The organism is Agarilytica rhodophyticola (assembly GCF_002157225.2).
Lineage (GTDB): Bacteria > Pseudomonadota > Gammaproteobacteria > Pseudomonadales > Cellvibrionaceae > Agarilytica > Agarilytica rhodophyticola.
In genome coordinates this window covers 4633397-4648594 of record NZ_CP020038.1, presented here as the reverse complement: position 1 = coordinate 4648594, position 15198 = coordinate 4633397, and the positions used below count along the sequence as shown (strand labels likewise).

13 protein-coding genes are annotated in these 15198 nt (G+C 44.4%); all 13 read left to right on the top strand.

The genetic code is table 11. The features are described 5' to 3' along the window. Positions 1–2: 2 nt before the first annotated feature. The 13 genes from sdhA to BVC89_RS19335 all read left to right on the top strand — a co-directional run bounded on the left by sdhA (position 3) and on the right by BVC89_RS19335 (position 15195). Entirely contained in the window at positions 3–1772 is a 1770-nt protein-coding gene (gene sdhA / locus BVC89_RS19395) for a succinate dehydrogenase flavoprotein subunit (RefSeq protein WP_086932783.1), read from the top strand. A gap of 44 nt (positions 1773–1816) precedes the next feature. After that, positions 1817–2521 (top strand): succinate dehydrogenase iron-sulfur subunit, encoded by a 705-nt coding sequence (locus BVC89_RS19390; protein WP_086932782.1) that lies wholly within the window; start codon positions 1817–1819, stop codon positions 2519–2521. A gap of 247 nt (positions 2522–2768) precedes the next feature. Further along, positions 2769–5606 (top strand): 2-oxoglutarate dehydrogenase E1 component, encoded by a 2838-nt coding sequence (locus tag BVC89_RS19385; RefSeq protein ID WP_086932781.1) that lies wholly within the window; start codon positions 2769–2771, stop codon positions 5604–5606. Positions 5607–5660: 54 nt separating this feature from the next. Continuing rightward, a complete protein-coding gene (gene odhB, locus BVC89_RS19380) occupies positions 5661–6896 on the top strand; it encodes a 2-oxoglutarate dehydrogenase complex dihydrolipoyllysine-residue succinyltransferase (RefSeq protein WP_086932780.1) in 1236 nt (411 codons plus the stop codon). A 119-nt stretch (positions 6897–7015) separates the two neighbouring features. Beyond that, entirely contained in the window at positions 7016–8470 is a 1455-nt protein-coding gene (lpdA, locus tag BVC89_RS19375; protein WP_086932779.1) for a dihydrolipoyl dehydrogenase, read from the top strand. Between the two features lie 258 nt (positions 8471–8728). Beyond that, positions 8729–9892, top strand: a complete 1164-nt coding sequence (gene sucC, locus BVC89_RS19370; protein WP_086932778.1) for an ADP-forming succinate--CoA ligase subunit beta — start codon at positions 8729–8731, stop codon at positions 9890–9892. A 2-nt stretch (positions 9893–9894) separates the two neighbouring features. Further along, a complete protein-coding gene (gene sucD, locus BVC89_RS19365) occupies positions 9895–10767 on the top strand; it encodes a succinate--CoA ligase subunit alpha (protein WP_086932777.1) in 873 nt (290 codons plus the stop codon). Positions 10768–11103: 336 nt separating this feature from the next. Beyond that, positions 11104–11685 carry a DedA family protein gene (locus tag BVC89_RS19360; RefSeq protein WP_086932776.1) on the top strand — a complete coding sequence of 194 codons (582 nt, stop codon included), beginning with the start codon at positions 11104–11106 and terminating at the stop codon, positions 11683–11685. Next, entirely contained in the window at positions 11682–12902 is a 1221-nt protein-coding gene (locus BVC89_RS19355) for an ATP-grasp domain-containing protein (protein ID WP_245929155.1), read from the top strand. Before BVC89_RS19360 ends, BVC89_RS19355 begins: the two co-directional genes overlap by 4 nt. A 23-nt stretch (positions 12903–12925) precedes the next feature. Then, positions 12926–13375 (top strand): YHS domain-containing (seleno)protein, encoded by a 450-nt coding sequence (locus tag BVC89_RS19350; RefSeq protein WP_086932775.1) that lies wholly within the window; start codon positions 12926–12928, stop codon positions 13373–13375. A 32-nt stretch (positions 13376–13407) separates the two neighbouring features. Then, positions 13408–13869, top strand: a complete 462-nt coding sequence (locus BVC89_RS19345; RefSeq protein ID WP_086932774.1) for a hypothetical protein — start codon at positions 13408–13410, stop codon at positions 13867–13869. A gap of 4 nt (positions 13870–13873) precedes the next feature. Continuing rightward, on the top strand, positions 13874–14485 hold the full coding sequence (locus BVC89_RS19340) for a DinB family protein (RefSeq protein WP_086932773.1): 612 nt from the start codon (positions 13874–13876) through the stop codon (positions 14483–14485). Next, positions 14473–15195, top strand: a complete 723-nt coding sequence (locus BVC89_RS19335; protein WP_086932772.1) for an NRDE family protein — start codon at positions 14473–14475, stop codon at positions 15193–15195. Before BVC89_RS19340 ends, BVC89_RS19335 begins: the two co-directional genes overlap by 13 nt. Positions 15196–15198: the final 3 nt, after the last annotated feature.

Genomic DNA, 15198 nt, shown 5'->3' with positions numbered 1-15198 from the left:
CGATGCCAAATATTCGAACCATGTCTTTTGACGCTATTGTTGTTGGCGGTGGCGGTGCGGGGATGCGCGCGGCACTTCAAATGGCTCAATCAGGTTTTAAAACGGCTGTTGTCACTAAAGTTTTTCCTACACGCTCACATACAGTCTCTGCCCAAGGAGGCATTACTTGTGCGATAGCCAGTGCTGACCCTAACGACGATTGGCGTTGGCATATGTACGACACGGTCAAAGGCTCTGATTATATTGGTGATCAGGATGCTATTGAGTATATGTGTTCAGTCGGCCCAGAAGCAGTATTCGAACTGGAACATATGGGCTTACCATTTTCGCGAACTGAGAACGGTCGTATTTATCAGCGTCCATTCGGTGGCCAATCAAAAGACTTTGGTCGCGGCGGTCAGGCAGCGCGAACTTGTGCAGCCGCAGATAGAACGGGTCACGCACTTTTGCACGCTCTTTATCAGGGTAATGTGAAAAACAATACGGTATTCCTTAACGAATGGTTCGCCGTTGATATTATCAAAAACCAAGACGGTGTGGTCTGTGGTGTCATTGCCATTAATATGGAAGATGGCGAAGTTGTTTTTATTAAATCTAAGGCAACAGTTTTTGCTACTGGTGGTGCTGGTCGTATCTACGCTTCTACCACTAACGCTCACATTAATACTGGTGACGGTATTGGGATGTCTTTGCGCGCAGGTTTTCCTGTACAAGATATTGAAATGTGGCAATTCCATCCCACTGGTATTCACGGTGCGGGGGTATTGGTGACAGAAGGGTGTCGCGGTGAAGGTGGCTACCTCATCAATAAAGATGGCGAGCGTTTTATGGAACGTTATGCGCCAAATGCAAAAGACCTTGCTGGCCGTGATGTTGTGGCCCGATCCATGGTGTTGGAGATTCTCGAGGGGCGCGGCTGTGGTGAAAATGGCGATCATGTTTTCTTAAAGCTCGATCACTTGGGTGCTGAAACGCTGAACCAACGTTTACCTGGTATTTTGGAACTATCTCGTACCTTTGCTCATGCTGACCCGGTAAAAGAACCTATTCCTGTAGTGCCTACTTGCCATTATATGATGGGAGGAATTCCAACCAACGTTGATGGGCAGGCACTGACTAATGTCAGCGGAGAAGATAAAGTTATCGAAGGTTTTTATGCCTGTGGTGAAGTTGCCTGTGTATCTGTGCACGGCGCCAATCGTCTCGGGGGTAATTCACTTCTCGATTTGGTTGTGTTTGGTCGCTCGTCGGGTATGTTTATCGAACGTGCTTTGCGTGAAGGTGTCGAATATCGTGACCCTTCTGAAAGTGATATCGAAGCCGGTATGGCACGTCTTAACAAGCTTAATGGCTCGTCACAAGGTGAAAATGCTTCAATGCTTCGTAAGGAGCTACAAAGCATTATGCAAAATCACTTCGGTGTTTTCCGTAAAGGTGAGTTCATGCAAGAAGGCATTAAAAAACTCGCTGATCTTAGAGAGCGCATGGAAAATATTCATTTGTCTGACAAGAGCAGCGCATTTAATACTGCACGTATCGAAGCCTTGGAAGTACAAAACTTATTTGAGGTGGCTGAAGCTACTGCAATTGCTGCCGAAGAAAGAAAAGAATCTCGAGGCGCTCATGCACGTGATGATTTCCAAGAGCGTGATGATGAAAACTGGCTGTGTCACTCCATGTATTACCCTGAAGATAAATCCGTTGGTAAGAGGGACGTGAATTTCACACCTAAGACCGTTGATACCTTCGAACCTAAAATTCGTACTTATTAGTGTGAATTTAACCTAGTATCGCGGAAACTATTTGGATAAAAGATATGTTGAAAGTTGAAATTTATCGCTATAACCCTGAAACAGACAAAAAGCCATACATGAAGAGCTATGACGTTGATACTCAAGGTAGAGACCTCATGGTGCTAGATGTGCTGGAGATGATTAAAGAACAGGATTCTACCATCGTCTATCGACGTTCTTGTCGTGAAGGTGTATGTGGTTCCGATGGGATGAACATTTCAGGCAAGAACGGTTTGGCATGCATCAAGCCTTTGTCTGAGTGCGTCAAAAATAACAAGTTAGTGTTACGTCCACTGCCGGGCCTGCCTGTCATTAGAGATCTAATTGTCGATTTATCTCAGTTTTATGCGCAGTATAGAAAAATAGAACCCTTCTTGCAGAACGATACGCCGACGCCTGCTATTGAACGATTGCAGTCCCCGGAGCAGCGTGAAAAGCTCGATGGTTTGTACGAGTGTATTTTATGCGCGTGTTGTTCCACGAGCTGTCCTTCTTTCTGGTGGAATCCCGATAAATTTATCGGCCCTGCTGGTTTGCTGCAAGCTTATCGCTTTTTAGCTGATAGTCGTGACACTGCTACAGAAGAACGCTTGGCGAATCTAGATGATCCGTTCAGTGTCTTTCGCTGTCATGGTATTCAAAACTGTGTTGACGTTTGCCCTAAAGGCTTAAATCCAACAAAAGCAATAGGGCATATCAGAAGCATGTTATTGCATCGTGGTACTTAAACACGAATTGTTTCTGGTACAGTTGTTAGCCCTTACTCGAGATCAGTTTCAGAGCAATAAGTATTTACTGTAACATCCTCTATTGTTCACAGGTGGCGTTTTTTGCGCCACCCTAAATAATAAATATCCTGCTAATCCTATTCCCCTGATATGATTGTAGGTAAATATAATTTTCAATTTCGGCAATAAATGAAATGTCGAATAGAGACAACAAAACTTAATGTGTTGTCTATTTACGGTGAGTAAAATGCAAGAAAGTTTGATGGAATTGTTATGGAGCACCTCCCACATCTCTGGTGGAAATGCAGTTTATGTAGAAGAGATGTACGAACTTTATTTGAATGATCCTAATTCTGTGTCTCAAGATTGGCGTGACTATTTTGATAAGCTGCCAAGGGTTAATGGCGCAGTTGGCAACGATGTACCACACTCAGAAATTATTGAATATTTTGAATTGCTTGGCCGTAATCGCGCTCGTCCTATGGTGGCTCCGGGTGAGGGTAGTGCCAACGTTGCTCATGAACGCAAGCAAGTGGAAGTGGTGCAATTGACCAATGCTTATCGCTTGAGCGGTCATCAAAAGGCATCCCTCGATCCATTGGGTATTTTAGAAATTAAAGATTCCCCCGATCTTGATCTCGGCTTTCACAATCTCAATACACTGGATTTAGATTCAGTTTTTCAAACGGGTGATTTATCTTTTGGTTATCGTGAAGGCTTGCTGAAAGACATTATTGCAGATCTTGAGAAAACCTACTGCGGCACTGTTGGCGCGGAGGTCATGCATATAACAAATTATGACGAGCGCCGTTGGTTACTGAATCGACTTGAGAGCACGCGTTCGCAACCTCAGTTTGATAAAGAAACGAAAATTAGCTTACTGAAGAGGCTCACTGCTGCTGAAGGCCTTGAGCGTCATCTTGACAGCAAATATCCCGGTACTAAGCGATTCGGTCTAGAAGGGGGTGAAAGTTTAATTCCTCTGCTCGACACTCTCATTCGTAAAGTGGGCGATTACGGCGCTAAAGAAATGGTATTAGGTATGGCTCACCGAGGCCGCTTAAATACTTTAGTGAATATTCTAGGTAAAAACCCCGCTGAATTATTTGAAGAATTTGAAGGTAAGAGGTTGGTGGATACCTCAGGTGATGTTAAGTATCACCAGGGCTTTTCTTCCAATGTGATGACTCCTGGTGGTGAAATGCACTTGGCATTGGCCTTTAATCCCTCTCATTTGGAAATCGTATCTCCTGTAGTTGAAGGTTCGGTGCGCGCTCGTCAAGATCGTCGTCAAGACGATAAAGGAGAAAAAGTCGTCCCAGTTGTGATTCACGGAGATGCCGCGTTTGCTGGTCAAGGAGTGGTGCTAGAAACATTCCAGATGTCACAAACTCGCGCATATAAAACTGGTGGTACCGTTCATATTGTTATCAATAACCAAGTGGGCTTTACCACTAGCAATAAGGAAGATGCTCGTTCTACGGACTATTGTACCGACGTTGCGAAAATGATCGAAACCCCCATTTTCCATGTCAATGGTGATGATCCTGAAGCGGTGGCTTATGTTGCTGCCCTTGCCATTGACTATCGCCATGAGTTCAACAAAGATGTAGTGATTGACTTAGTGTGCTATCGCCGCCGAGGCCACAATGAGACAGATGAGCCATCTGCTACTCAGCCAGCGATGTACAAAGCTATTCGAGCGCACAAAACTACCCGTACTCTCTACGCTGAAAAGCTGGTGGCGGAGAACGTTATAACCAAAGAAGAAGGTGATACGCTAGCCAATGATTACCGAGCAGCCCTAGATCGTGGTGAGCACGTGGCACGTGGCTTGGTGAGTGAGCCAGACAAGTCTTTATTTGTCGATTGGACACCTTACATTGGTCACGATTGGCAAACTCCTTGCGATACCACCTATAACCTAAAAGAGTTACAGGCATTAGCCGAAAATATTACGAATATCCCCGATGGTATCCAAATCCAACGCCAAGTTGCCAAAATATATGATGACCGCCGCAAAATGGCCGGTGGCGCTTTGCCGATTAATTGGGGGATGGCGGAAACTCTTGCCTACGCAACGTTGCTTAAGCAAGGACATCAAATTCGTATTACAGGTCAAGATGTTGGACGTGGTACTTTTTCCCATCGTCACGCGGTTGTTCATAACCAAAAAGATGGTGAGCAATACATTCCTTTAGAGAATGTCGAGCAGGGACAACCTAGTTTTGAAATATATGACTCCTTCTTGTCGGAAGAAGCGGTTCTTGCTTTTGAATATGGTTATGCCACCACTGCACCCAACGGTATGGTGATCTGGGAAGCGCAGTTTGGTGATTTCGCCAATGGCGCACAAGTGGTTATCGATCAATTTATTACCAGCGGTGAGCATAAATGGCAGCGCCTGTGCGGCTTAGTGATGTTGTTGCCTCATGGTTACGAAGGGCAGGGGCCTGAGCATTCTTCCGCTCGACTCGAGCGCTTCATGCAATTGTGTGCAGAACACAATATTCAAGTGTGTATTCCAACGACCCCAGCACAGGTATATCATATGCTCCGGCGTCAGGCTATTCGCCATATGCGCCGTCCATTAGTCGTCATGAGCCCAAAATGGATACTGCGCCATAAGCTGGCAACATCATCGCTAGAAGAATTGGCTAACGGTAAGTTTGAAACGGTACTGACGGACGAAACGGTTGATCCTAAACAAGTTAAACGCGTCATTTTATGTAGCGGAAAAGTTTATTATCACCTATTCGAAGAACGAGAAGCGAAGCAACAGGAAGATATTGCACTGGTTCGTATTGAGCAGCTGTATCCTTTCCCTGAAGAAGCATTGAAATTGGCATTGAAACCTTTTGAACATGTGAAAGATTTTGTCTGGTGCCAAGAAGAGCCCAAAAACCAAGGGGCTTGGTACGCCAGTCAACATAGAATGCGACGTGTTCTCGACCGTATAAATTCAGAGCTCTATTTGCGTTTTGCCGGCAGACCTGCATCTTCTGCACCTGCTGCAGGTTATATGTCGACGCATTTAGACGAACAAAAGAAATTTATTTCAGCGGCGTTGGATACCAGTGTATAGCTGATTCAACAAATTAACCTTAAAGAGCCTTAAGCAAAAAGGACATGACTGGAAATGACCATAGAAATAAAAGCACCAACTTTCCCCGAATCTGTTCAGGACGGTAGTATCGTAACCTGGCATAAGCAGGCTGGCGAAGCGGTTACACGAGATGAACTACTAGTAGATATTGAAACTGATAAAGTGGTATTGGAGGTTGTTGCTCCTGCTGATGGTTCCGTAGCAGAAATTATAAAGAACGAAGGTGATACCGTTCTTAGCAACGAAGTTATTGCGACCTTTCAGGAAGGCGCTGCTTCGGCTGGCTCAGATGTACCAGCAGCGGCGCCAGCGGCCGAGCCTAGCAAAGCAGATGGCGATATTATCGCAGCGCCTGCCGCACGCAAATTGGCACAAGAGAAAAATATCAATTTGGCACAAGTTGTTGGTACAGGTAAAGATGGACGTATCACTAAAGAAGATGTTGCTAACTTTTCTGGTGCTTCTTCTGCGCCGGCAGCTGCAGCACCTGCGCCACAAGCTGCGCCTAAACCTGCTGCCAGTGCTGGTAATAGCAGCGCAGCATCCCTAGATATCCCTGCGGGTGAGCGTGTTGAAAAACGTGTGCCCATGACACGTATGCGTGCTCGTATTGCCGAGCGTTTACTTGATGTAACCGCCAATACAGCCATGTTGACTACATTCAACGAAGTTAATATGGCGCCTGTAATGGCACTGCGTAAGCAATATAAAGACAAATTCGAGAAGGTTCACAATGGCACTCGCCTTGGCTTTATGGGCTTTTTTGTGAAAGCTGCGGTGGAAGCTCTGCGCAGAATACCAGAAGTTAACGCTTCTATTGACGGTAACGACATTGTTTATCACGGCTATCAAGATATAGGTGTTGCAGTCTCCACTGATAAAGGTTTGGTTGTGCCAGTGTTACGCAATGCTGAACACATGAGCCTAGCCGATGTAGAAAATGGTATCCGCAGTTATGGCTTGCGCGCCCGTGATGGCAAACTTGGCATCGAAGAGATGACAGGTGGTACTTTTACTATCACCAACGGCGGCGTATTTGGATCACTTATGTCGACACCAATCCTTAATCCTCCTCAATCAGCCATCTTAGGTATGCATAAGATCCAAGAGAGACCAATGGCGGTTAACGGAGAAGTGAAAATATTGCCAATGATGTATTTGGCTCTGTCATACGATCACCGCATTATCGATGGTAAGCAGGCAGTTCAATTCCTGGTTGCGATTAAAGATATGATCGAAGATCCCGCGAGAATATTGCTGGAAATATAGCGTAACTGCACACTTTTAGTGTGCATTAAAATAATTCAGTACGACGACACAGATACTCGCTGGGCAACTGTTACTGCTTAACTATTTGACTATTTTGAATAACTTTTTGGGGATTTCCTATGTCCGACAAATTTGACGTTATCGTTATCGGCTCTGGGCCTGCCGGTTATGTGGCAGCGATCCGTTGCGCTCAACTAGGCTTGAAGACAGCCTGTGTTGAAAAATGGAAGAACAAAGAGGGCAAAGGAGTTAATGGAGGTACATGTCTTAATGTTGGCTGTATTCCTTCTAAAGCACTACTCGATACCTCACATAAATATCATGAAGCAAAAGCCGACTTCTCTATTCACGGTATTGCTACAGGCGATGTCAACATTGATGTCCCATCTATGATTAAACGCAAAGACGATGTGGTAAAGCAATTGACCGGTGGTGTTGCTGGTCTTTTTAAAACCAATAAAGTCACATCTCTTTATGGCTCTGGTAAGTTACTGGCGGGCAAAAAAGTTCAGGTTACCGACTTCGAAGGTAAAGTGACAGAGTACGAAGCGGAGAATGTCATTCTGGCCTCCGGTTCCATACCTGTGGCGATCCCAGTTGCCCCAGTAGACAACGACGTTATTGTTGATTCAACCGGTGCATTGGAGTTCACTGAAATTCCAGGGCGCTTGGGTGTTATCGGTGCAGGTGTTATCGGTCTTGAATTAGGCAGTGTATGGAACCGTCTCGGTTCAAATGTAGTATTGCTTGAAGCCATGGACACTTTCTTGTCGATAATGGATCAGCAAATTGCCAAAGAGTCGCAAAAACTGTTCAAGAAACAAGGCCTAGATATTCGCCTTGGTTGCCGTGTTACCGGCACAGAAGTGGTGGAAAAAGCGGGCAAGAAAGAAGTGGTAGTGACTTATGCCGACAAAGATGGCAACGAGTCGAAAGAAGTTTTCGATAAACTGATTGTGTGTGTTGGCCGACGTCCATTTACTGATGATCTGCTAGCGGAAGATAGCGGTGTTAAACTCGATGAGCGCGGCTCTATCTACGTTAACGATCTTTGCTCTACTAGTGCCCCTGGTGTCTACGCTGTTGGTGATGTGGTGCGCGGGCCAATGCTTGCTCACAAAGGCTCTGAAGAGGGAGTTATGGTTGCAGAGCGTATTGCCGGTGAGAAGACAGTGATGAATTATGACATTATTCCTAATGTTATCTACACACACCCAGAAATTGCAGCAGTAGGTCGAACAGAAGAGCAGCTGAAGGCTGATGGCGAACCCTACAACATTGGTGTTTTCCCATTTCTTGCCAGTGGCCGCGCTTTAGCTGCTAACGAAAAAGACGGTATGGTAAAAATGATTGCCCATGCTGAGACAGATCGGATACTTGGTTGTCACATTGTTGGACCAAGTGCCGCTGATCTTGTGCAACAAGTGGCCATTGCAATGGAGTTTGGTTCAAGTGCAGAAGATATTGGTATGACAGTCTTCGGTCATCCCACTTTGTCAGAAGCCGTGCATGAAGCTGCATTGGCTGTTGCGGGGCATGCGATCCATATCCCCAACCGCAAAAAACGCAAGTAAATGCCAGCCACTATGCAGTAGGAAAATTGGCTATTATTAAATGCAGTCCCTTTTTAATAATGGTGAATTGGCCATTGAGCTAGCAGGAACAACCAAAAGTAAGTGCGTAATTGTTCGAGTAATCGAATAAAGCGGCTCCGAAGCCTAGGTTTCGGAGCCGCGTGTACATAATAAGGTCGGTGTCATTTAAATAACCCAGAACTCTTATCTGAATTTTTAAGTGACACTACTAATTTTTTCTCTTTACGGTAAATACCTATGAATTTACACGAATACCAAGGCAAGCAATTATTTAGAGAATATGGCTTGCCAGTTTCAACAGGCATTGCAGCGGAAACTCCCGCAGAAGCAGCGGCAGCGGCAGATATTATCGGTGGTGATCGCTGGGTAGTAAAAGCTCAAGTACACGCAGGCGGTCGTGGTAAAGCTGGCGGTGTGAAATTGGTTTCTTCTAAAGGCGAAATAGAAGAGTTTTCCAAACAGTGGCTTGGTAAGAATTTAGTTACCTATCAAACAGATGAAAATGGCCAGCCGGTTAGCCGTATTCTCGTTGAGTCTTGCACAGATATCGCACAAGAACTCTATCTCGGTGCCGTTGTTGATCGCTCAACTCGCCGCATTGTTTTTATGGCTTCTACTGAAGGTGGCGTTGAAATTGAAAAAGTGGCCGAGGAAACGCCAGAAAAAATTCTTAAGGCTGAAATTGATCCTTTGTGTGGTGCTCAGCCATACCAAGGGCGTGACCTCGCTTTCCAATTGGGGCTCGAAGGTAAACAAGTTAAGCAATTTACTCAAATCTTCTTAGGCTTGGCAAAAATGTTTCAAGAGAAAGATTTGGCGCTTTTGGAAATTAATCCACTGGTCATCACCGATCAAGGTGACTTGCACTGTCTTGATGCAAAATTAAATATCGATGGCAATGCGTTGTACCGCCAGCCTGCATTGAAAGAAATGCATGATCCTTCGCAAGAAGATGAGCGTGAAGCTCACGCTGCCAATTGGGAGCTCAACTATGTTGCGCTTGATGGCAACATCGGCTGCATGGTGAACGGCGCTGGTTTGGCAATGGGCACTATGGACATTGTGAAATTGCACGGTGGCCAACCTGCTAACTTCCTAGACGTTGGTGGTGGTGCGACTAAAGAGCGCGTTGTGGAAGCGTTTAAAATTATCCTATCAGACGAGAATGTATCGGCAGTATTAATTAATATTTTTGGTGGCATTGTTCGTTGTGACTTGATCGCCGAAGGTGTTATTGGCGCTGTTGAGGAAGTGGGAGTTAAAGTGCCTGTTGTGGTTCGACTTGAAGGTAACAACGCTGAATTAGGTGCGAAAGTACTCGCAGATAGTGGTCTTAATATTATTGCTGCAGAGAGTTTGACTGATGCAGCTCAACAAGTTGTAAAAGCAGCGGGGAATTAATCATGAGTGTATTGATCAATAAGGATACCAAGGTTCTCTGCCAGGGTTTCACGGGATCGCAAGGTACTTTTCATTCAGAGCAAGCCATTGAATATGGCACTAAAATGGTCGGTGGTGTTACCCCAGGTAAAGGTGGACAAAAGCACCTGAATTTACCTGTATTTAATACCATGCGTGAAGCTGTTGCCGAGACTGGCGCCGATGCTTCTGTTATCTATGTACCTGCACCATTTTGTAAAGACTCTATCCTAGAAGCGGCCCACAGCGGCGTTAAATTGGTTGTCTGCATTACAGAAGGCATCCCGACTCTAGATATGCTCGATGCTAAAGTGAAGTGTGATGAGCTCGGTGTGCGTCTTATCGGACCAAACTGCCCAGGCGTCATAACTCCAGGTGAATGTAAAATTGGTATTATGCCAGGCCACATTCATAAGCCAGGTAAAGTGGGGATTGTCTCACGTTCCGGTACTTTGACTTATGAAGCAGTGAAACAAACGACAGATTATGGCTTTGGGCAATCAACCTGTGTTGGTATTGGGGGTGATCCTATTCCTGGCTCTAACTTCATTGATATATTGGAAATGTTCCAAAATGACGATCAAACTGAAGCAATCGTTATGATTGGTGAAATTGGCGGTACAGCGGAAGAAGAGGCGGCAGCCTTTATCAAGGCCAATGTTTCTAAGCCAGTAGTTTCTTATATCGCAGGTGTTACTGCTCCAGCAGGCAAGAGAATGGGGCATGCGGGCGCAATTATCTCTGGTGGTAAAGGCACTGCTGATGAAAAGTTTGCGGCCTTGGAAGACGCTGGTGTAAAAACTGTAAGAAGTCTTGCTGATATTGGTAATGGTTTGAAAGATATCACTGGGTGGTAAATTTTTGCCATTAAATCGAGACAAAAAAGCGACCTTTGTGTCGCTTTTTTTGTACTTACATTGTCAAATAGTAGCGAGAATGAATTATTTTTCGTTCTCGACTGTTCCGAGATACATGAGTCCAGAAATCATCAACATAAAAAACGCGATATCGAGTCCAGTCATTGTTTATTTCCCCTTTTGTGTAAGCCGTTAAGTTGATAAACATTATAGGCTTCGTGCTTTGGGTTTTTGAGTCGCAATGGTCTGTGTCTCTTGTAGGAAATTAACCACTATTACAGTAGTCTAAATCTGGCAAAAATCATCTTGCCGATACATTATTAATAAGAGAGTGTTTTGCAAAGCTTACTAGAATATTCGGATCACCCAGCGCTATTAGTAATGGCAATCATTGTGATTGCTTGGATATGGGAAGATGCGGCTTTGATATATGGTGCGTTATTAGCTGCCGAAGGCGAGTTGAATGTTGCGTTATCTGTGGTGGCTATTTTTATCGGCATTTGTTCAGGCGACCTCGCGCTGTATTACCTCGGTCGTGCAGCACACCGATGGCGAAGAGTGCGAGGGTGGATTTTATTAAACCCTAGAAGTCGTGCTCTAAGTCGTCAATTCCGACTTAGCACTATGACGAATATTTTTATTATCCGTTTCATTCCTGGCCTTAGAACAATTGGTTTTACTCTCTGTGGTTTATGGAGAATTTCACTATATCGCTTTCTCTGGGCGATGAGTTTTGCCGGTATTATTTGGATTGGCACTATATTCACGCTAGTTTATTTTCTTGGCACAAGTGCATGGCTTGAGGACAGTGACTGGAAGTGGGCACTTATGGGAATCGCTGTTGTCTTGCTTGTGGCAAATAATGTTTTAGCCCGTCGATCTATGAACAAGCCGAAAAAAAAGCGAGTTTCAGTATGAGCAATTACGTCAATAGCCATAGTGTTGAAACACAAGTAGAGCGACCCAATCAATCAGTACAAACAAAAAAGCTATTTATGCAAGATATTGAAAATCAAGACCCAGAAAATCGAGGGCTGCCAAAACTTGAACTAGGCTCCAAGCCTGTTTCTTTTTTTGAATTTTGGCCAGCCTGGTTTTTTTATATTCCTATTGTTATTTATTGGATATTGCTTTCATTGCGATACCGTAATTTTGGTTTGCCTATGGTGGTAAATCCGCATATTGATTTAGGTGGAATGGTGGGTGAATCGAAACTTGCCATTCTTGAGAGTGCGGGAGAATTTGCGCAAACTTTTGTTTTGCCTTGTGTTATTAGTGAATATGTTGTTGATGACGCGTTATACAAAAGTGATGAATCATTGCTGGCACATGTAGAAAATGAACTCACTAAAGCTGAAGCTAAAGATATTACTTTACCATTAGTTGTAAAGCCTGAATTAGGATGTCGTGGTGCCGGCGTGCGCCTTATCCACAACAAAATGCAGCTCGTAGAATATCTCCGATTATTCCCTAAAGGAAGACGTTATATTTTGCAAAAGCTTGCACCTTATTCAGCAGAGGCTGGCGTTTTTTATGAACGTATGCCGGGCGAAGCGAAAGGCCGAGTGACTTCAATAACGCTCAAGTACAGACCCTACGTGATTGGCGATGGAGTCAGTACTCTGAAAACTCTAATACTGAAAGATTCTCGTGCTTCAATCCTACGCGATGTATATTTCGAAAGAAATGTCGAACGATTATATTCAGTACCTAAGCCAGGAGAGTGTGTGCCTCTGGCATTTGCTGGAAGTCATAGTCGCGGTAGCGTTTTTCGTAATGGTAACGAATTTATTAGCACTGAGCTGAGCGAAAAAATAGACGAAGTGATGCAAGACTTTCCCGATTTCCATTACGGTCGGTTAGACGTGAAGTTTAACAATATACATTTGTTAAAAGAAGGAAAAGAGTTTGTCATCATTGAGATCAATGGTGTGAGCAGTGAGAAAACCCATATTTGGGATAGCCGCACATCACTGTATAGCGCTTTTGCTACACTATTCGAACAGTACACAACGTTATTTAAGATGGGGTATGAGATGCACAAACGAGGTCATCGTGTTCCATCTGCTATAACTTTAGTTAAAACTTGGTTACGTGAACTTAAACAGAGTAACGAGTATCCAAGTACTGATTAAAATTGAATTTACAGGAAAATACTATGAAGCTTAAATATTTTTGGAACACGTTAATAGGCTTAACGGCACTTCTTTTAGCGAGCCTTAGCTCAGCCGAAATATACACAGGTTTTTTCAGTGAGAAAGCGGTTGGGGGCTACGATACAGTGGCGTACTTTACTGATGGTAAGCCTAAAAAAGGTAAAAAGAAGTATAAAGTCGAATATATGGAAGCCACATGGTATTTCAGTTCAGCAAAAAATAAAGAACTATTTGAAGCTGATCCTGAAAAATATGCGCCTCAATATGGTGGTCACTGTGCTTGGGCTGTTGGTGCAAACAGTGCCAAAGCGCCAGGGAATCCCAAGTTTTGGAAAATAGTGGATGACAAGCTCTATCTCAACTATAACGGCGACGTTCAACAAAAGTGGTTTAAAGACATCCCTGGTTTCATCAAAAGTGCCGATAAAAACTGGCCCGAAATTGCCGAGTAATATCGGCAGTTGTTTCTTAGAGGATCTTTCAAATGTTATTTGTTAAACAAAACTGGCGTTGGATTGCTGCAGCTTGGATAGCATTTGTCTTTGTACAGTCTCTGTTTTTTAAGTTTTCTGGATCGTATGAGACTGAGCACATTTTTGGCGTACTCGGAGAGTGGATGGGAATGGAGTGGTTTGCATCTGCTGGGGGATACCTGATCGGAGGCTTGGAACTGGTCGCATCAATAATTCTTTTTAGCAGATTCTGGGCCTGGGGCGCACTTCTTGCTTTTGAAATTATGTCTGGTGCGATAGTATTCCACCTATTTACGCCATTGGGTATTATAATGCCCAGTTTTGACCAAAATGGGGCAGTTATTGGGGATGATGGTGGCACGCTGTTTATTATGGCATGCATTACATGGGCTTGTTCATTATCATTGATTACAAAAGACTGGATATCAAAAGAGAGCCAAATTCGCGGTATGTTTCCGCGCTCGCACGGGTAAGTTAATGAAATTAGATGCAGTTCGTTCCGTTGTAATCGGAAATATTGAAGCCGTAGACCAAGGGATAGGCTTGATTGAATCCCTGTCGGATGAGCAATACCAGTTTGTTGTTACGCCTTATGTGAAAAGTACCATTGGCCAGCACTTCCGTCACGTTGTTGATATGTTTCTTGCTATTACTGCACCAAAACAAGAGGGGCTTATCGATTTCGATGCGAGACGACGGGGCGCAGATATTGAAACTTGTAGAACCACGGCGATTGCAGAACTACAGCAAATTAAAGACTGGATGGTAGTTTGCCTGGAGCATATATCGGGCAGACTGCCAAAACTTGAGCAGCATGTACTTGTACAGACAGAAGTAACTATCGAAGAAACTCATAGCGTTACCATCCCAACTACCACATTAAGAGAACTTATATTTGCTAGCAGTCATGCGGTGCATCATTATGCTCTGATATCTGTTATCGCTAAATTACAGGGCGTCGAACTCGATGAAAACTTGGGCGTCGCACCTGCTACAGCAACTTTCCTCCGCGAAGAAGCAAAGGAGGCGAGCGCAAGTGAAAAGCAAGAAAACATTGAGCCACAAGAAAAACTTGCATGTGCACAGTAAGTTGGTTGGTGGCTGATACTGGTTACCACGTATTTTTTAATCGGGATGAGCAAAAAACGCGTGCTGCGGCTATCCCGCCAAAAGTTATTCAAGACTCTGATATACGAGCTGTTATGCCCATCGACCCAGTCGGGCAGGGCACTTGGTGTGCTAGCAATGAAAATGGTCTTACGTTTGCCTTGTTAAATTTCTATCAAGGCCGTTGGCCAAAAGGCAGACTTATTTCTCGCGGTCAAATTGTCCGTGACTGTGCTGCATGCGCTTCTATAGATGAAGCTCGTGAGCTGGTGAGCAATCTTAATCTCTCCAAATATGCGCCCTTTTCTCTGCTTTTGTTCAGTCCTGAACAAGAGATAGATAATGGTGTTGCTATGCTGCGATGGAATGGTAGACAGCTCGAAGAGATTCTACAAAAATCACCACTGATATCCTCGTCAGTTAGGTATGATGAAGTCTTTGCCGCTCGCATGAGTGTGTATCGCGATATGATTGGTGATGGAGCGGAACAAACTGAAGACAGTTTTCTTGCCATGCATGCCAGCCATTTTCCCTCCAAATCTGCGTTGTCCATGTGTATGCATCGTGAAGACGCACAAACGGTGAGCTTTTCTCACATTCATGTTTGTGCGGATACTGTTTGCTATCGTTACTCTGATGGCCCTCTGTGCAATACCTCCCTTGATAAAGGCTTAGCACTAGTAAGAGCTTGAAGT

Bases quoted from the DNA above. Each gene is read 5' to 3' on its own strand.
- BVC89_RS19385 (WP_086932781.1), top strand. From the start codon at position 2,769: ATGCAAGAAAGTTTGATGGAATTGTTATGGAGCACCTCCCACATCTCT.
- BVC89_RS19350 (WP_086932775.1), top strand. From the start codon at position 12,926: ATGAAGCTTAAATATTTTTGGAACACGTTAATAGGCTTAACGGCACTT.
- BVC89_RS19340 (WP_086932773.1), top strand. From the start codon at position 13,874: ATGAAATTAGATGCAGTTCGTTCCGTTGTAATCGGAAATATTGAAGCC.
- lpdA (WP_086932779.1), top strand. From the start codon at position 7,016: ATGTCCGACAAATTTGACGTTATCGTTATCGGCTCTGGGCCTGCCGGT.
- sdhA (WP_086932783.1), top strand. From the start codon at position 3: ATGCCAAATATTCGAACCATGTCTTTTGACGCTATTGTTGTTGGCGGT.
- BVC89_RS19345 (WP_086932774.1), top strand. From the start codon at position 13,408: ATGTTATTTGTTAAACAAAACTGGCGTTGGATTGCTGCAGCTTGGATA.
- sucD (WP_086932777.1), top strand. From the start codon at position 9,895: ATGAGTGTATTGATCAATAAGGATACCAAGGTTCTCTGCCAGGGTTTC.
- BVC89_RS19355 (WP_245929155.1), top strand. From the start codon at position 11,682: ATGAGCAATTACGTCAATAGCCATAGTGTTGAAACACAAGTAGAGCGA.
- sucC (WP_086932778.1), top strand. From the start codon at position 8,729: ATGAATTTACACGAATACCAAGGCAAGCAATTATTTAGAGAATATGGC.
- odhB (WP_086932780.1), top strand. From the start codon at position 5,661: ATGACCATAGAAATAAAAGCACCAACTTTCCCCGAATCTGTTCAGGAC.
- BVC89_RS19335 (WP_086932772.1), top strand. From the start codon at position 14,473: ATGTGCACAGTAAGTTGGTTGGTGGCTGATACTGGTTACCACGTATTT.
- BVC89_RS19390 (WP_086932782.1), top strand. From the start codon at position 1,817: ATGTTGAAAGTTGAAATTTATCGCTATAACCCTGAAACAGACAAAAAG.